At 61.4% G+C, this 15,602-nt stretch carries 17 protein-coding genes and 4 pseudogenes; 10 read left to right on the top strand and 11 right to left on the bottom strand.

The window, feature by feature from the left end; all coding sequences use genetic code 11:
* Both IC66_RS46205 and IC66_RS49195 read right to left on the bottom strand, forming a co-directional pair.
* Positions 1-696, bottom strand: a pseudogene (locus tag IC66_RS46205) (ABC transporter permease subunit); the annotation flags it as partial.
* A gap of 210 nt (positions 697-906) precedes the next feature.
* Positions 907-1,089, bottom strand: a pseudogene (locus tag IC66_RS49195) (M23 family metallopeptidase); the annotation flags it as partial.
* Between the two features lie 365 nt (positions 1,090-1,454).
* Here IC66_RS49195 and IC66_RS0112780 point away from each other — a divergent pair.
* Complete coding sequence (locus IC66_RS0112780) at positions 1,455-2,150, top strand: hypothetical protein (RefSeq protein ID WP_038947881.1); 696 nt, start codon at positions 1,455-1,457, stop codon at positions 2,148-2,150.
* A 146-nt stretch (positions 2,151-2,296) separates the two neighbouring features.
* Here IC66_RS0112780 and IC66_RS0112775 read toward each other — a convergent pair whose 3' ends face one another.
* Entirely contained in the window at positions 2,297-2,635 is a 339-nt protein-coding gene (locus tag IC66_RS0112775; protein ID WP_038947880.1) for a hypothetical protein, read from the bottom strand.
* Between the two features lie 561 nt (positions 2,636-3,196).
* On the opposite strand from IC66_RS0112775, the gene IC66_RS0112770 reads away from it, so the two are divergent.
* The 3 genes from IC66_RS0112770 (at position 3,197) to IC66_RS0112760 (ending at position 5,669) form a co-directional block, all read left to right on the top strand.
* Complete coding sequence (locus tag IC66_RS0112770) at positions 3,197-3,397, top strand: hypothetical protein (protein ID WP_038947879.1); 201 nt, start codon at positions 3,197-3,199, stop codon at positions 3,395-3,397.
* A gap of 150 nt (positions 3,398-3,547) precedes the next feature.
* Positions 3,548-3,892, top strand: a complete 345-nt coding sequence (locus IC66_RS0112765; protein ID WP_028142609.1) for a response regulator — start codon at positions 3,548-3,550, stop codon at positions 3,890-3,892.
* 241 nt (positions 3,893-4,133) lie between these two features.
* On the top strand, positions 4,134-5,669 hold the full coding sequence (locus IC66_RS0112760) for an FAD-dependent monooxygenase (protein WP_038947878.1): 1,536 nt from the start codon (positions 4,134-4,136) through the stop codon (positions 5,667-5,669).
* 122 nt (positions 5,670-5,791) lie between these two features.
* Here the strand turns inward: IC66_RS0112760 and IC66_RS0112755 are convergent, their stop codons facing one another.
* The gene (locus IC66_RS0112755; protein ID WP_038947877.1) at positions 5,792-6,544 is read right to left on the bottom strand and encodes a hypothetical protein; all 753 of its coding nucleotides are present in this window, start codon (positions 6,542-6,544) and stop codon (positions 5,792-5,794) included.
* Between the two features lie 413 nt (positions 6,545-6,957).
* Between IC66_RS0112755 and IC66_RS0112750 the strand changes: the two are divergent.
* Positions 6,958-7,197, top strand: a pseudogene (locus IC66_RS0112750) (transposase); the annotation flags it as partial.
* 232 nt (positions 7,198-7,429) lie between these two features.
* Here the strand turns inward: IC66_RS0112750 and IC66_RS0112745 are convergent.
* The 3 genes from IC66_RS0112745 to IC66_RS0112735 all read right to left on the bottom strand — a co-directional run bounded on the left by IC66_RS0112745 (position 7,430) and on the right by IC66_RS0112735 (position 11,097).
* Positions 7,430-9,067, bottom strand: a complete 1,638-nt coding sequence (locus IC66_RS0112745; RefSeq protein WP_038947875.1) for an AHH domain-containing protein — start codon at positions 9,065-9,067, stop codon at positions 7,430-7,432.
* A gap of 415 nt (positions 9,068-9,482) precedes the next feature.
* Positions 9,483-10,235, bottom strand: a complete 753-nt coding sequence (locus tag IC66_RS0112740; RefSeq protein WP_081494332.1) for an imm11 family protein — start codon at positions 10,233-10,235, stop codon at positions 9,483-9,485.
* A gap of 88 nt (positions 10,236-10,323) precedes the next feature.
* Positions 10,324-11,097: a DUF4261 domain-containing protein gene (locus tag IC66_RS0112735; RefSeq protein ID WP_038947872.1), complete on the bottom strand. Its 774-nt coding sequence runs from the start codon at positions 11,095-11,097 to the stop codon at positions 10,324-10,326.
* 170 nt (positions 11,098-11,267) lie between these two features.
* Between IC66_RS0112735 and IC66_RS0112730 the strand changes: the two genes are divergently transcribed.
* The 3 genes from IC66_RS0112730 (at position 11,268) to IC66_RS0112720 (ending at position 12,471) form a co-directional block, all read left to right on the top strand.
* Positions 11,268-11,732: a GNAT family N-acetyltransferase gene (locus IC66_RS0112730; protein WP_028142615.1), complete on the top strand. Its 465-nt coding sequence runs from the start codon at positions 11,268-11,270 to the stop codon at positions 11,730-11,732.
* Between the two features lie 335 nt (positions 11,733-12,067).
* Positions 12,068-12,268 (top strand): hypothetical protein, encoded by a 201-nt coding sequence (locus tag IC66_RS0112725; protein ID WP_028142616.1) that lies wholly within the window; start codon positions 12,068-12,070, stop codon positions 12,266-12,268.
* On the top strand, positions 12,265-12,471 hold the full coding sequence (locus tag IC66_RS0112720; protein WP_028142617.1) for a hypothetical protein: 207 nt from the start codon (positions 12,265-12,267) through the stop codon (positions 12,469-12,471). Before IC66_RS0112725 ends, IC66_RS0112720 begins: the two co-directional genes overlap by 4 nt.
* Here IC66_RS0112720 and IC66_RS0112715 read toward each other — a convergent pair.
* From IC66_RS0112715 to IC66_RS0112690, 4 genes are all read right to left on the bottom strand, one after another.
* Positions 12,465-12,734 carry a DUF6894 family protein gene (locus tag IC66_RS0112715; RefSeq protein WP_028142618.1) on the bottom strand — a complete coding sequence of 90 codons (270 nt, stop codon included), beginning with the start codon at positions 12,732-12,734 and terminating at the stop codon, positions 12,465-12,467. The genes IC66_RS0112720 and IC66_RS0112715 overlap by 7 nt on opposite strands.
* Positions 12,735-12,889: 155 nt before the next feature.
* On the bottom strand, positions 12,890-13,138 hold the full coding sequence (locus IC66_RS0112710; protein WP_028142619.1) for a hypothetical protein: 249 nt from the start codon (positions 13,136-13,138) through the stop codon (positions 12,890-12,892).
* A 433-nt stretch (positions 13,139-13,571) separates the two neighbouring features.
* The gene (locus tag IC66_RS0112700; protein ID WP_028142620.1) at positions 13,572-13,799 is read right to left on the bottom strand and encodes a hypothetical protein; all 228 of its coding nucleotides are present in this window, start codon (positions 13,797-13,799) and stop codon (positions 13,572-13,574) included.
* A 522-nt stretch (positions 13,800-14,321) separates the two neighbouring features.
* Positions 14,322-14,543 (bottom strand): hypothetical protein, encoded by a 222-nt coding sequence (locus IC66_RS0112690; protein ID WP_028142621.1) that lies wholly within the window; start codon positions 14,541-14,543, stop codon positions 14,322-14,324.
* Between the two features lie 421 nt (positions 14,544-14,964).
* Between IC66_RS0112690 and IC66_RS0112685 the strand changes: the two genes are divergently transcribed.
* A complete protein-coding gene (locus tag IC66_RS0112685) occupies positions 14,965-15,285 on the top strand; it encodes a hypothetical protein (RefSeq protein WP_038947871.1) in 321 nt (106 codons plus the stop codon).
* A 25-nt stretch (positions 15,286-15,310) separates the two neighbouring features.
* Positions 15,311-15,602, top strand: a pseudogene (locus IC66_RS0112680) (hypothetical protein); the annotation flags it as partial.

The following is a 15,602-nucleotide window of genomic DNA, read 5'->3' as shown; positions in this document are numbered from 1 at the left end:
CTACCGCCGCTGGTTATACACGTCGATACACACCGCCCCGAGCAGCACCAGGCCCTTGATCACCTGCTGGTAGTCGATGCCGATGCCGAGGATGGACATGCCGTTGTTCATCACGCCCATGATCATGGCGCCGACCACGGCGCCGCCGACGCGCCCGACCCCGCCATAGGCCGAGGCGCCGCCGATGAAGCAGGCGGCGATGACGTCGAGCTCGAAACCCAATCCCGCCTTCGGCGTCGCGGTGTTGAGGCGCGCGGCGAAGACGAGGCCGGCGAGCGCGGCCAGCACGCCCATGTTGACGAAGGTGAGGAAGGTCAGCCGTTCGGTCTTGATGCCCGACAGTTTTGCCGCCTTCGCATTGCCGCCGACCGCGTAGACTTGCCGGCCGATCACGGTGCGCCGGGTGACGAAGCCATAGAGCGCGATCAACGCGGTCATGATGACCAGCACGTTCGGCAGGCCGCGATGCGAGGCGATCAGATAGGTGAAATAGAGCACGGCGCAGGCGAGCAGAACGCTCTTCCCCAGGAAGAACACGTAGGGCTCGACCTCGATGCCATGCGATTGCTCGCGCGAACGGCCCTTGGCACTGGCATAGACGAGCCCGAGCGCGAGCACGGCACCGATCAGCATGGAGGTCGGATGCAGCGTGCCGGCTTCGGGCAGCAGTTCCGGAATGAAAGATCGACCCGATTTTCCGGCAGGCATCCTCCTCAAAACCCGCAGATCTTCGGGACGGGTCCCCGGCACCATATCCGCGTTTTGCAGATACCGCTGATACCCGGGAATGTAAGCCGGCGCGGGAATTGGATCGAACGGTCCCAGCGCATCGGCAAACGCACCGGGATCGAGAACATTACCTGCGGGATCCTTGATTTGATAATGGACGTGGTGCTGCCCTGGATTGCCCTTCTCATCGAAAAGACCGGTATTGCCCATCATCCCGATCACCTGACCCGCTGCAACCACATCGCCGACCTTCACGTGCCGAGAGTTGGTATGCAGGATCTGGTGCCGCAAGCCGCTATTGTCTCTGATCGAAATCGTCCCCCACTGATCATCACCGGCGCGCTCAACGACGCCATTCACGGGAGACCGCAATTCCGGGTGGTTCGTGTTCAGCCGCGCCTCTTGACCACCGACATAATTGAAATCGATGCCCCGTGCGGGTTACTTGATCCGCGGGGCCTGCCTGTCGCCGCGCCGTATGGACTCGTGGCTGCGCTGGTCGCTCTCGCACTTCCTGGCTTCGCGCAGGAACCGCCTGCTCCGACATTCGACAAATGGCGTCCCAAGGCCGGCGTCTACGCCGAACCCGGCAAGGATTTCCAGTCGAACTGCGATGACAGCGGCGGCCTTACGATCGATCTCGGCGAAAAGTCGGTCAGCGGTTACGAATGGGTCTGCGACGTCAAGAAAATCACCGATGTTGGCCCAGGCGCGCTGAGGTTGACATGGTCTGCGACGATTACAATCTGGCGCAGAACCTTAACCCTCGCGACCCCAACTGGGAGAGCAGAAAATTCAACGAGATCATGTTCATCAAACGGCTCGATACGTCGGCGATCTCCGTCCAAAAGAGCCTGAATGGGAAGCTCAAGGATCCTCCCTGGCGTGCGGCCTACTGCCCTCTGAAGACTCAGCGCTCGCTCGCTGAGGCCGCGCTGAGAGCCAAGGAAGAGGCCAAGCAGAAGGCCGAGGAAGCCAAGCGGAAGGCCGAACTGGAGCTCACTCTCAAGAGCGCTCATCCGCAAGATGGCGTCTACGCTGCAGTGGAGGCCGACTTCGAGGAACGTTGCGCGAAATTCAGCGACACGATCGTTGCGTTCGCCAGGAAGTCGATCGTCACGGCCTCGAACAAGTGCGAGATCTTCCGCACCCGGGTTCAGCTTCCCGACACGGCCCGGATCGGCGCGGACTGCACATTGCAGCCGGCGTCAGACAGGGACGCCGTCAGCGTACAGAATGTGGACACGACTCCGGAACGCGAGAACCTGATGTTCAAGAAGATCGACGACAAGACCGTCATCCTCTGGATCATCAACAACGGACACTTCACCGGCGATGGCCGACACCTGTCCTATTGCAGCGACCAGGTGCAGCGCGCCTATGCCGGGCAGCGCCGGACCAGCAAGCAGAGCAAGAACTAGGACCGTCGGTATTGGAGTGTTTAGGTCGGGCAAAGGGGCACTTACGAAAGACCAAGGATAAGCAAGGATGGCGTTCTCTCGGCCGCATTCTCCACCCCAGCACCAAACGAAGGTCGAGCGAACACCAGATCGAGATATCCGGCATCTCAGGCCTTCGGACCGGCATCGCCCTCGACGGCGTCTTCCGGACGCACGATGACGCGCTCGACCCGGTGGACCAATTCCGGCGCACCGTCTTCGCCGTTCTCGATCGGCTGTGCGGCCTTGCCCCAGCCGCGATCCAGGATGGCGTTGGCCGCCGAAAGGCGCGCGGCCGGTGTCGCGTCATCGCTGCGCATGATGCCGACGAGAACCCTGAGGGCCGTCCTGGTGTGGCTGCGCGCCAGCGAGCGGATCTCGGTCAGGCTCCGCGCCCTCGACGTCTTCCTGGCCGCGGGCTTGGGGGACGGCTCGCTTGCAAGCTCGCATTCCGTATCCTCGCTCACGACAGCATCTCCCACAGCACGATTGCGACCAGGCCCGCGAGCGCGAGCGATATCAGATAGGCAGTCATCGATCCTCCCAGCGAAGAAAATGCGCGGCAGATCGCGCCAGGCGAGGCGCGATCGTTTCGGGCGCGAACCCTATCTCCGTGTCTTCCGGAGACCGCAGCGGCGCGGGCAATTGGCCCCAGCGCCGCGGGCCGGCACGTTCGCGCGTGCACGGCCGGCAATGGTACGGACGACGGCGCGCCGATCGGCGCTCCAGGTTTGACGAGTGCGTGGCCGTAATGCGCCGCCGCCGTCCGATCTCGAAAACCGAGACGAAAAAACCCGCGGCGGATGTGCTCCGCGCGGGTGAACCAAACTCGTCTCGATGATGTCACTATGCCGGTGTTTTGCCCGACGTGTCAAAGCCCCGTTGAAATGAAACAGCCCGCTGCGGATATTCTCCGCGCGGGCTGAACCAAACTTCTTTCGATGATGCCAACATACCGGTGTTTTGCCCGACGCGTCAAACGAACTTACCGGCCCGGCGAAAGTTAGCCGATCAGGAGGATCGGTGAGATGACATTCGAGATGACGTCACCAGAGACATCGCGAGAATTGCCCGGAGCCAAGCCGCGCATCGACAAGGAGCGCGAGCCGCAGGAGGCGATCATCGTAGACGCCGGCCAGACAAAGCAGAGCAATCGCGATCTCGTGCACGGCGATGGCGGCACCATCGACATTCCCGCCAAACCCGGCGATTTGTCGAAGGACGATTAGGCGGATCGGCGCCCGGCGGGCGTTTCGATGATGCCGTTCTGCCGATGTTTTGCCCGAAGTCTCGACATCCGTTTACGCCAGCCGGGCCTTTGCTGGAACTTATCCGGCGAGAGGCGCGTTGAATGCTTCGTCAGAAGGAATGTTCCTGCGATGAGCCACACTGTCCTGGTTGTTGACGACGATCCCGCCGTCCTCGACGTGATCGTGGGCATGCTGGAAGATCTCGGCTGCGAGGTGATCAGCGCCCAAAGCGGCCCGGATGCACTCGGCCGGCTCGAGCAGAACCAGGACATCTCCATCCTCATCACCGATATCAACATGCCCGGCATGGATGGTCATGAACTGGCCGAGCTGGCCAAGCGCGTCCGCCCGGAGCTGAAGATGCTGCAATTGTCGGGTCGCGAGCCCCGGCGCGGCGGCCTTCCGATGATCAGGAAGCCGTTTTCGTTCGAGGAGCTCGCCGACATCATGCAGCGGACCACCGGCGTCTGCTGACCGCCCAATCCCGCAAAACAAAACCCGCCGCAGATCGCTCTGCGCGGGCTGACCCAAACTCTTTCGATGATGCCATCATGCCGGTGTTTTGCCCGACGTGTCAACGCGGCGAACGCGGAAGAGGAAGCCCCTCCTCCCAACTCAATATGTGGTGCGCAACGGGCTTGCTTCAAGTCCCCGCCTCTGCCGTAGAACCCCCGACCCAGGAAACATCCAAAGCAACCAGCCGAGGGGTAACGACATGCCTGCATTGCTTCCGACGTCCCGTTCACGCCGTCAGCCACAGGGAGCCGACGCGCGGAACCAGATGCCGCCCGACCATGCCGTGGTGATCGCCGGCGGCGGCCCGACCGGGCTGATGCTGGCTGCCGAGCTCGCGCTCGCAAAGGTCGATGTCGCCATCCTCGAGCGGCGCGCGAGCCAGGATCTCGTCGGCACGCGCGCCGGCGGGTTGCATGCCCGCAGCATCGAGATCCTCGATCAGCGCGGCGTTGCGGATCGCTTCCTGCGCGAGGGACAGATCGTCCAGCTCGCGGGCTTTGCCTGGACGCGGCTCGACATCAGCGACCTCCCCACAAGGCACGCTTACGGTCTGGCGCTGCGGCAGAGCCACATCGAGCGCATCCTGGCGGACTGGGTCGAAGAGCTCAAAGTGCCGATCTATCGCAATGTCGAGCTCACGGGCTTCGCACAGGACGAAACCGGCATCGACGTGACGCTCTCCGGTGGCGAGACCTTGCGCGCAGACTATCTCGTCGGATGCGACGGCGGTCGCAGCCTGGTGCGCAAGGCCGCCGGCATCGATTTTGCCGGCACCTCACCGACGCTGAGCAATCTCATGGCCGAGGTCGAGATGCGCGAGGCGCCGGCGTGGGGCCTGCGTCATGATGCGCTCGGCTTTCACGGCCTCAGCAAGACCGAGAGCGGCCGCGTGCTGGTCGTCGTGACGGAAGCAATGCTCACGCGCACCGGCGAGCCCTCCTTGCGCGATCTCAGCGATGCCCTCGTCGCAGTCTATGGCACCGATTTCGGACTGCAAAATCCCGCCTGGATCTCCCGTTTCACCGATGCGGCCCGGCAGGCCACGACCTATCGCAAAGGACGCGTGCTGCTCGCCGGCGATGCCGCGCATATCCATCACTCCGTCGGCGGGCAAGGCCTCAACATCGGCGTGCAGGACGCCGTCAATCTCGGCTGGAAGCTGGCGCAGGTGGTCCATCGCATCTCGCCGGACAGCCTGCTCGACAGCTACCACGCCGAGCGCCATCCCGTCGGCGCGCGCGTGCTCAGAAACACCATGGCGCAGATCGCTCTGCTCCGCCGCGGCGACGACGGCCTCAAGGCCGCACGCGACACCGTCTCCGAACTGCTCGGCATGGACGAGCCGCGCAGACGTTTTGGCGCCATGATGAGCGGGCTCGACATCGCTTACGATCTCGGCGAAGGCCACGCGCTGCTGGGGCGGCGCATGCCGGATCTCGATCTGACGGTCGAAGGACGGAAGCTGAAACTGTTCACGCTGCTGCACGGAGCGCGGGGCGTGCTGCTCAATTTTGGCAAGCGAGGCGGCATTGCCGCAACGCCCTGGGTGGATTGCATCAATGTCGTCGACGCCGGCACCGATGGCGTGTGGGAGCTTCCGGTCATCGGGCAGGTCGCTGCGCCAGACGCAGTGCTGGTGCGGCCCGACGGCCACGTGGCCTGGGTCGGAAACGAGAACCAACACGCGCTCGAGGAGACATTGCTGCGGTGGTTCGGGCCGCCTGCGGCGGCGTAGCGCCCGTACCCCTGAATTGGGCGCCTGGTTCGGCGGCCCCTGATGTCCGCTCGTCTCTCCAGAGAAGCACAAACAGCGGACATCATTGAAGGTCGTCGATGGGCCAGTTGCGATCACCCTCCTTACTCGCGCGGAACTGCAGCAGCTTGATCGACGAGATTGGTATTGGCCGCAAGTTTATGCGAGCGCGCAAAAACGATCCGAGACGTGGCAGGTATCTCGGCTTCGGCTCTACCGTCTTGGCCGATGAGGATCAATCCGGCGCCGCCATTTGCTACATTCAGAATAATCGGGTCCCCGCTCCAGGTCATGATCGGCTCCATTCCGATGATGAGGAACTCGCCCACGGGCTGGTCGAAATATTGGATGCGCAATTGTGGTCCGACCTCTGCCGGTGCGAGTTCAAAGCCGAGTTTTCGAGCCCGTGAGTAAAGGTCAGCTAACGTCACACTATCGCTCGTGAACCCAAGTTGCGTCGGGGAGACGAGTGCAAGCTCCATGTCTGTCTTCTGAGAAGCAGTAATAAAGGACGGTCGGGCGAGGATTTCGCCCGCTTGGCTGCCCACACTGCATCGCATGCTGTCCAGTGCATCGCGCAGCTTAAGTGAGTCGGCGAACGTGCCTATTGCAATTGTCTTCCATATCGCAATGTCACGCTCGGATTTAATAAGCCGTTGAGGCGCTTCGGACGCGCGTGTCTTGAATTTCAGCTGTCTCTCCAAAACATCGCGAGCTGCGCACTGGGTCTGCGCCGTACTGCTTGCGAGCTGAAGGATGCAAACTGAAAGCATTAAAACAACTAAGTAGTGGCACGCCGTGCTTCTGTTGTGGCGATTGACTGAAGTGCATTGGGTTATGCTTTTTGGAATGGACATGGCGGAATCACTTTTTCGATCAAGCTGACAGAAAAAGCCCGCCTCCGAGTCAAGGGGAAGAACGGAGGGAAATGACGTCCATGAACATTCCCCGGCCGCTTTTGAAATGCGTCCGGAGGCGGGGCCTATGGCTTCAAGAATTCCAATTTCCAAATTGCAGGCTGCAGTCCGTAAGCCTGATCAAGCCTGCCCATCAGACCTAAGGCACGATGTGAACGAAGCATAGCAATGTGGCTGCATCCGCTCAATATGCCAAAAGTCTGCTACGGGTCACTGGCGCCGCTTCGAAGGTCGGCCGGTTGCTTCCGGTCTACCCAACGAGCCGACAACGGAGGACGCCGCCTGAACCTCGCCTTCGGGCCAAAAGGCCAATTACTCCGGTGATAAGCGCAGGGATTCCGGCCAGGCATTATATGCGCCGGGCCGCTTTGTTCTACGAGTTCTCACTTGAGAAGCATATTCCCGCCGATCACCTGCTCAGGTCGATCGACAGGTTTGTCGACTTTCAAGAGATCAAGCGGGACCTGGCACCTTTCTACAGCAACATCGGTCGGCCTTCGATCGATCCGGAGCTGATGATCCGGATGCTGCTGATTGGTTACTGCTTCGGCATCCGGTCAGAGCGGCGCCTGTGCGATGAGGTTCACCTCAACGGAATCGGTCAGAAGCAGTAATGCTCTGGCCGACTAGAAGATTTCCGGTTGGCCCTCATGAACAGACACTCTTTAATGAATATACGGCCTACTGCTCAGCCAAAAGAAAGCCTGCGGCATCCCGCGGGCTCGATCCGAACTCTTCCGATGATGCTATTCTGCCGGTGTTTTGCCCGACGTGTCAAACGAACGATCCGACGGCATACTCGCCGCTCCGCAACCTTTACTCTGGTCAAAGCAACGGCCGTATCCACCGCGAAAACCACTCCTCAGCGTCACTATGCGGATTGCCTGGACCGTCCACTCCGAAGATCGGGGGTGGAATGACGTAGCTCGGCTCGTCGGCAAATAGACCGATTGGCTTGCTGGGTTGCGGTTGCGCGCTGCCAGTGGTCGGCACGGTCCAGTTGCCGAACCGCTCGTTGAATTGCGTGGAAGGCAGCAGATGCGGGACCGGCGCACTGCCGGACGTGAACACGCTGCCCGCGTTGGACTCATTGACGCGGGCGAGGCGCCGAACGTTTTCGGGCGCGACCGATCCGCCTGCAGGAGCGTCTGGTAATCTGTCCACGTTTGCCGGCTCGGCAGGTGCAGTGCCGTCTGGCGTGCCGGCCCAGCTGCCAAAGCGATCTGCAAAAGTGCTAGCGCGAGTCTCTGGATCGATCGAGGAAGCTCCGCCCACCTGCCGCCCAAATGTCGATGAAGCCGAAGAGCCGCGGCCACTGGCCGCGCTGTCGACGTTAAGTCCATTGCCGATGATGTTGAGCGGCGGCGCTCCTGTCGAGAACACTCCTCCGCCAGGAGTAGCCGCGCCCATCGTGCCGCCGGAACTACTCTCCTGCGCGTTGGCAGTTCGCGTGACCGCCAAGATGCCTCCAATACCGAACAGCCAGGGGAGGATAGAAGGCGCCGCTAAGCCGAGGGCGGCCCCTCCGGCCAACAAAGGAAGAACATCACGCTCCGGAGATGCGCCTCCAGCCAACGGATTCTCGTAGTACGGATACGTCACTCCGGAGTGCGGATCGGACTGGAGCACAAGCGGATCTGATGGAGCGACCGTTGTCGGAGGCAATTGACCGATCCGTTCGTTGGGATCTAGCGTGGGAAACGGTGGCAGCGCACGTGTGAAGCGGGGATCACTTCGCGCAAACCCTTCCTGTTCGTTCAGACCGGCACGCGGAGGTGAGCTGTAGCCCGGCAGCGGCGGAAAGTCGCTCGGGTTGGCCGATGTTGAGCCGGGTACGCGAAAAGGGTCCGAAGAGGGATCCAACGCTTCGAACTTGGACCAATTCGTTCCGCGCAGGTCGCGATTGCCAGCGGTGATGTTGACGTCAGGATTGCGAGCAATTGCCTCATCTATCAGTTTCTGCCGCTCCGGATCGTCCAGGTAGAGCAGCCATTTGATCAGGTGGTCCTGACCGGCGTCCGCTCCCCTTCGCTCGACATCTCTGATGGTCCTCAATTGATCCGGGTATTGATCGCGGTAAGCCTTGGGGTCCGTCAAAACTTTCTCGACCCCTTGGTAGACTTCCTCTTGTGTTTTACCGATAGGCACATTGGTGTAGAGATGGCCGTTAAGGAAGCCAACGCGCATAGCATCGATAAGAGTCTTGATCTCCACAAGTCGCTCGGCCGGACTCCCGATCGTTGCGATCTCTTTGAGCCTCTTACAAATGAGGTCGCCATACGGCCCCACGTGTCTGCTCGGATGGGGCGACACCTCCAACTTTGCAGCGAGTTCCCGATTTGCTGGCAAATAGATTCGGTTTGCGGGCGCGTCGATATCGAACGTCTTCTTGTCGATACCGCGAAACGCGGGGTAGTCTCTAAAGCGCTCTGGAATGATGTGGTGATCGAAAAAAATCGACATGCACCCTCACAAAGGGGTTTCATTGAGTATGGGAGCTGGCAAGGTGAGTGGATTAGGCGCGCAAGCGCTGCCGCGGCGGGAACGCCCGCGCGTTCGTCAAACAAGGTTGCAATTTTCCTGAAGTACTATGGCGTGCAGGCGATCGCTCGATCAGACCGCCCGCAGTCGACGCCCATGGAGCGCGAATTGATTACCGGCCCCAAAGCGTGGGCTTTATTTCGTTCTATTTTATCGGGAAGAAGTACTGGCGCGCCCCGCCGCCATCCGCTCGCAGGCGCCAGCCTTGTCCGCTAGCAGAAATCGCTAAGTCTGAACTGGTCATCGTTGAAGCCAAGGCGGCCGGCGTTTCTCACCTGTTCCGAGTATGCACTGCCGCCCACCAGCGAACAGACTTCATTTCTCAGGATGGCGCGAATCAATATCGGCTTTTTGAGGGATCGCGAAACCGAATTCTCCTCAGCCCCGCCGACTTGCAAGCGTCCTTGAACTCTTGATCGCATATGACAGTCGCCTCGTCGTAGGCCATGCGGAAGATGTGCGCGTTACCGATCGCGGCCTCTCTGAAGACCAGTTTGTAGCCGGGAATGAACCCGTAGTATTTCTGACCGTGGTCTATGTAGCGAACATCGTCCCGGACACCGATGCGCAAGCAGGACTCCGTTTCGTCCAGCGCGTCGAGGACGCGAACAACATCGCAGAGCCAATAGTCCGGTCCATGATAGCGACCTTGCGGCACTCGCACGTCGCACCGCACAAACACAAATGCCTCCGGATCAACCCGCTCGAAGACAGCCTTTGTCCGGTCCGAAACGAGCCACCAGCGAAAGCAGACCTCCAGGTCATAGGGCAGACTGCCATCGGATTTATCAAACATGTAAGGCACGGGCGGTGTAGAAGCGGGCAGACGATATACTCTGTGGGGGGGAAGGACGCTCTCGTCCGCAACCCAAAAGCCCGGTCGCCCTCCGTTAAAATCGGGACCCATTTCGTAGAAGCGGCGTTTTCGCGCTCTGGGCCGCTTTGCAGCAGAAATTGCTTTATCGTCACTCATGACTTGAACCCATTGAAAAGCGTGCCCGCAATGACGCGCGGCGGAGACCACGATCGACTGCTCAACAAAAAAGCCCGCGGCTTCCCGCGAGCTATCGGACTCTTCCGATGATGCCATTCTGCATGTGTTTTTCCCGACGTGTCAAACCTTCGGTCTCGGGCAACGAATCTGGCGGCAAGTACCGATGGTAAGTCGCTCATCTACATCAGTGCTTGAACTCATCCACACAGTAAAACACCGGCAGCCCGCCAAACGCGTCGGAATTCCTGTGACGCACCTGGATCCGTTCGCTCGCACTTGCGCCGATCGTGTCGCCGTCCTTCACCACGCTGCCATGCTCGATCAGATACACGGCAAGCCCAGCCACCTTGTCGAACAACGCCGAAGGCTTGCCGGTCACGAACTCGATCTCACGACCGACGAAGGCGGACAGTCCCATCGTGACCGCGGCGATCTTCGCGCCTGTCCGGAACGGAAGAATGTCGACCCATAGCCTAAAGGGGTAATTAGGATATGGTGCGAATGAATCGCGAGACGTTTCGCGCCAGAGATCGGCAGGCCGCGCGACCCGGCCCGCCCAGACCACGCCGCAACACTCAGGCATCGTCGCAATCAACGCACCGATGACAGCGGTCGTGATGCGCGCGGCGACCAGCGGCTGTTCGCTCTTACCGAGCATCGATACGATCACATGACCTCGATGCCGGAGGGCCACCGCCTTGCTCTCCGGCCATGTCGTGGCGGCGCGCGCCCAAAGTCCCTCGTCGTCCGGGATGGGCGCCGGCATCGACATGACGGCGACGAGCTCGTTGCCGCAGCGAATGAGCGGCGAGTCTGCTTGAGCCTGCTGAGCACGCCCGTCGTCCATCGTCTCCGTTGCCAACTCCGGATGTCGGGCGTGAAGGACCTTTGCAACCGCTGACATGTCCGGCGTCACCGGATTATTCAATAAGACCAAAGCGAGAAGGGAGCTACTCATCGACGACCCGCGGAAATTTTTGGACGAGATGCGATCCTCTGCCTAGCTCGCCCAACAGTTGAAGTATTTTGAAATTTAGAACAAAACGGGAACGTTGTCAACCAGCGCTTCTGTGCTTCATATTGTGCGGGCGCAATCCGAGTGCCGACATAGCTCCCAAACGGTCCCCCATGTTCTCAATCCACCCCGACGATCTCACCTCTGAACCGACCCGCCGCCTGCTCGCGCTGCATCTCGCCGGCATGCATGCGAACTCGCCGCCGGGCCATGTGTTCGCGCTCGACCTGTCGGGGCTGCAGGTGCCTGATGTCACCGTGTGGTCGGTGCGCGAGGGCGACGACGTCGTCGGGATCGGCGCGCTGAAAGAGCTGGGCGACGGCGGCGCCGAGGTGAAGTCGATGCGGACCCACCCCCATCATCTGCGCCGCGGCGTCGCGGCGCTGCTGCTGGACCACATCGTGCGCGAGGCCGAGGCGCGCGGGCTGACCCGGCTGAGCCTGGAGACCGGAAGCGGCCCGGCGTTCGAGCCGGCGCTGGCGCTGTATCGCAAGCGAGGCTTCGTCAACGGCGAGGCGTTCGCCGATTACCAGGCGAGCGCCTTCAACCAATTCCTGCACCTTGCGCTTCGCGCCTGAGCCGCGCGCGGACGCCACGCCGCAACGCATCAGCCGGCTCCTTCGGAGGCGCTTCTTGAGACAAAGCCTTGAAACAAGCCTTGGTGGTGTCTTGCAACGACCCGAGGGGCGGCTTTGGTCCGAAAGTGAACCTGGGTTTCGTGTCGCACTCAAATTGAGTAAGTGGCTCAAGCGTCTAAATTTTCTCCCGAAAATTTAATTTGCGAGCGTACCAAATGATACAGACTCGGCGCCGACGGCGGCGTAGGGTCACTCATCATCGCGAGGCCCTTGGCATTTATCGGTGATGAGAACGCCAAGTCGCGCTCCCGCCTCCTCGAACAGGGAGAAGCGCCATGCTGACGCGCCGTCGTTTCAAACAGACCAAGACTCTCACCGAAAGACTCGCCGACGAAGCCACGCGCTGTCGCGAGGAAGCGCGCGCGCTCTCGCCGGGGCGCCGCCGCGAAATGCTGCTGCGCCGGGCCCGGCAGGACGAAACGGCCATGCAGATCGAGGCCTGGCTGCGCTCCCCCGGCCTGAGGGCACCGACATGATGCAGCAATATCGCGCTTATCTGATCGGCGAGAACGGAATCTTCCGCTCCGCCGAAGCGTTCGAGGCGCCGTCGGATTCCTCCGCCCTCAGCTTCGCGCGGCAGTTCACACGCCACGGCAAGGTCGAGGTATGGCAGCTTGGCCGGAAGATCGCCGTGCTGGATCCCGAAGAGTCGCTGCCGAGGTCGTTGACGCGTCAATGATCGCCTGATTGCGATCGCGATGCCGGAGTCTCGATCTCGAACCAGAATGTCAGCTGCATGACGGGGCCGCTGGCGTCGCGAACGTCGATCGCCATCGTCTGCCTGCCGCCCGTGGGCGGCGCCGAGAGGACGGCATCGCGTGCCATATCGGCAAGCGACTTGGCGGCCTCGGCCCGAACGGCGCGCGGGCTTGCCAATTCCAGCCCCTCCTCGTCGAGGGCAATTCCGTTGTCGTCGCGAAGGTCGAAGTAGTAACGCGGCATTGTTGCATCCTTTGCCGTATTAGGCCCGAGAACGGCAAAGGTTTCCAATAAGACGAAAATTCGCTGGGGATCAACGGGTTCCGGGAACACCGTCCAAGGAACGCTGGCAAGGATCGATCCGGCAAGACACGGACCATGCCTGCTTGCGCAGCGCCCTACTCTTCCGCAAGCTTGTGCTCGATATAGGCATCCACCGTCTCGGCGAACGAGCGCTGCACGCCGACCGCCACATCGTGCTGGTCGAGTGCGTCGCGCTGGAGCACGCGCAGGCCGCGGCCGCGGGCGCTGAGCGGCGCCGTGTTCAAATACTGATCGATGGCGCCTTTGGCGAGCGGGATGGACTTGGGATCGCCCCTGGCGATCAGGAGCCTGAGCAGGCTCTGGCATTCGGCCAAACCTGGCATGGGTTCAGCCTCTCACCTTTGCTGCGATTTCGGCTTCGGCCGCTTCACCGGCTGGGTGTGGGTGCCGAACAGCGCCAGCAGGAACGCGACTTCTTCCTTCGAACCGATCTGGATCATGATTGTCTCTCCTCTTCGCTCCGTTGGTCGGCACGAGCGGGCGCGGAGTTCAGGACGATCTGGTTTCAGCAATGTTTCAGCCGTGTTTCGTCGGGGGCTCTCGGAGAGCGGTTCATATACAATCAGCCCGCGCGGATCGCTCCACGCGGGCTTTGCTTGACGCTTGCGCAACTTCACTCGCAAGAGGGGCCGTGGGCGCGCTAGGCACCCTCGGCATCAAGGTTCAGTGCATGTGGCCAATCAGATAAACGCCGCCACCGATCACGATCACGGCAGGGACGGCCCAAAGCAGAAGTACAGGCATCTGTCCTTCTCCTCAGTTCGACGTGCAGACCTTGACGGTCTTCATGCCGGCCTCGGCTTCAGTCCTGGTCTTGTACACGGTGTCGCCGCTGACGACGGTGGTTTCCGTGCTCGTCGGCTTCGCTTCGGTGATCGTGCACTTCTTGGTCTTGACGTCCTGCACCACGTAGAACGACTGCGCGAACGCGGGAGCCGCAAATGACGTCAACAGGGCAGCGGCAATGATGGTCTTGATGTTCATCGTGTCCTCCTCCAGCAGTCCGGTCATCCGGATCTGTCTTCTTCAAACCTACAAAATTACCACTTGTTCCCGAATTCGTCTGAACCAAGTCCCGCAGGCTGCGTTGACGCGGAAACGGAGGCTTCGATGCTGGATGTGAGACTTGTGACGACCTCGCTAAGCATGCTGGTCGCACTGCTGTCCGTGGCTTCGGCCGAGCCTGCCAGGGAGCAAGCCCGGCCCGCTGGTCAAGGCACCACTGAAGCGCGTCCGATCCGCGTCATCCTTCCCGCGCCTTGGGAGCCCGCCAGGACGCAAGCCGACGCACCATCGTCGAAGTGACGCGGCCGCTTTCCCAATGACTTCCGCGTGCCGTTGTTCGGCACGCGCGACGAGCCTGCGACAACGCGATGCTCGACCGTCTCGGAAGCAACCCTCGACAACTTCCAGCCGTCCGCGGACGGCACGGTCATCTCCTATCTTGCGCAGGGCGGCGTCGTGAGTGGATCCTGAGCTTCGACGCATCCGGGTAGATCGCCTCGCTCACATGCGGGCCTTCGAACCAGCCGTTTTCAACGGCTTGCGCCTCTGAATGACAAGCCGCAAGGCGATGCCGTGCTGCCAGGCACGCACCCTCACCGCCGCTTCGCTTCGATCGAGCTCGCTCGCAATCTCGTCCGGCCGCCGGCCTGCTGCGGCCAATGCCTTCAATCGCTCGTGGTCTTGCGCCGTCCATTTCTTCAACAGCGGGTAGCGGGATTGCATGATGGGAGCTGTCTCGCCTGTTCAATGATTCCGGCGACAATGGACCGGCGCAGTTGAAGTTCCGAAATCGAAAAACCAGCCGAGCAGCACGGGAGCGACCCCAGGCACCTCCGGGGCTGGACGTGGGGAGCGAAAATGCCGGGGCCGCCAGCGCGCCAACTCAACGCGCGCGCTCCGGCCATCATCCGCCCCTCGCGCCTTCGTGCCGTATCAATTGATGCGTCGGCTGGAATAAATCTGCCAACGGCATCCGCAAGGCGCGCATAAACGGGACAAACCGGCAGACGTTCCTAAACTGGTTCGATGCACCCGCGCGTTTTGGCGCGAGACAGGCTGCGGCACTCGGCAGCTTCAAACGTAAGCAACCAATTCGAATCTCACTTGTTGTCGCCGGCACATTCACCTGCTGGAGGACAAAAAAATGCGACGTCTCACTCTACTTGCCACGACCATGTTGCTGCTCGGAGCGGTACCCGCTGGCGCGCAGTCACAGCCTGCTCAGAGCGGGCCGGGCAACAACGCCGTCAACAGCTCGGACCAGAACAACTCGAACAAGCCGGTCGCCGGCCGCAACAGCTTCACCGAGGGACAGGCAAAATCGAAGATCGAAGAAGCGGGATATTCCAACGTCTCCGGCCTGCAAAAGGACAACGAGGGCGTCTGGCGCGGCAAGGCCGACAAGGCCGGCACCAAAACCGACGTCAGCCTGGACTTCCAGGGCAACGTGAACCCCACCAAGTAACAAGCAATCACCAGGAGACCTCACAATGACCGTCACCATCTCACGTCTTTACGACAATTACTCCGATGCCGAACGCGCAGTGACCCGGCTCGAAGGCGCCGGCGTGGCGCATTCCGATATCAGCATCGTCGCCAACAATTCGGACAATTGGTACGGCTCGCGGTCCGGTAAGGTCGACCGCGATCGCGACGGCGTCGACGATCGCGCTGAAGGCGCCGGGACCGGAGCCGGCATCGGCGCCGGCCTCGGCGGCGCGGCGGGCCTGCTCGCAGGCCTCGGCCTGCTGGCGATCCCCGGCCTCGGACCGGTCGTCGCGG

The organism is Bradyrhizobium genomosp. III (genome assembly GCF_000261705.1).
GTDB classification, from domain to species: domain Bacteria; phylum Pseudomonadota; class Alphaproteobacteria; order Rhizobiales; family Xanthobacteraceae; genus Bradyrhizobium; species Bradyrhizobium ottawaense.
This window is presented reverse-complemented; position numbering and strand designations above follow the sequence as displayed.

Bases quoted from the DNA above. Each gene is read 5' to 3' on its own strand.
- IC66_RS0112780 (WP_038947881.1), top strand. From the start codon at position 1,455: ATGGTCTGCGACGATTACAATCTGGCGCAGAACCTTAACCCTCGCGAC.
- IC66_RS0112770 (WP_038947879.1), top strand. From the start codon at position 3,197: ATGACATTCGAGATGACGTCACCAGAGACATCGCGAGAATTGCCCGGA.
- IC66_RS0112765 (WP_028142609.1), top strand. From the start codon at position 3,548: ATGAGCCACACTGTCCTGGTTGTTGACGACGATCCCGCCGTCCTCGAC.
- IC66_RS0112760 (WP_038947878.1), top strand. From the start codon at position 4,134: ATGCCTGCATTGCTTCCGACGTCCCGTTCACGCCGTCAGCCACAGGGA.
- IC66_RS0112755 (WP_038947877.1), bottom strand. From the start codon at position 6,544: ATGTCCATTCCAAAAAGCATAACCCAATGCACTTCAGTCAATCGCCAC.
- IC66_RS0112745 (WP_038947875.1), bottom strand. From the start codon at position 9,067: ATGTCGATTTTTTTCGATCACCACATCATTCCAGAGCGCTTTAGAGAC.
- IC66_RS0112740 (WP_081494332.1), bottom strand. From the start codon at position 10,235: ATGGCATCATCGGAAGAGTCCGATAGCTCGCGGGAAGCCGCGGGCTTT.
- IC66_RS0112735 (WP_038947872.1), bottom strand. From the start codon at position 11,097: ATGAGTAGCTCCCTTCTCGCTTTGGTCTTATTGAATAATCCGGTGACG.
- IC66_RS0112730 (WP_028142615.1), top strand. From the start codon at position 11,268: ATGTTCTCAATCCACCCCGACGATCTCACCTCTGAACCGACCCGCCGC.
- IC66_RS0112725 (WP_028142616.1), top strand. From the start codon at position 12,068: ATGCTGACGCGCCGTCGTTTCAAACAGACCAAGACTCTCACCGAAAGA.
- IC66_RS0112720 (WP_028142617.1), top strand. From the start codon at position 12,265: ATGATGCAGCAATATCGCGCTTATCTGATCGGCGAGAACGGAATCTTC.
- IC66_RS0112715 (WP_028142618.1), bottom strand. From the start codon at position 12,734: ATGCCGCGTTACTACTTCGACCTTCGCGACGACAACGGAATTGCCCTC.
- IC66_RS0112710 (WP_028142619.1), bottom strand. From the start codon at position 13,138: ATGCCAGGTTTGGCCGAATGCCAGAGCCTGCTCAGGCTCCTGATCGCC.
- IC66_RS0112700 (WP_028142620.1), bottom strand. From the start codon at position 13,799: ATGAACATCAAGACCATCATTGCCGCTGCCCTGTTGACGTCATTTGCG.
- IC66_RS0112690 (WP_028142621.1), bottom strand. From the start codon at position 14,543: ATGCAATCCCGCTACCCGCTGTTGAAGAAATGGACGGCGCAAGACCAC.
- IC66_RS0112685 (WP_038947871.1), top strand. From the start codon at position 14,965: ATGCGACGTCTCACTCTACTTGCCACGACCATGTTGCTGCTCGGAGCG.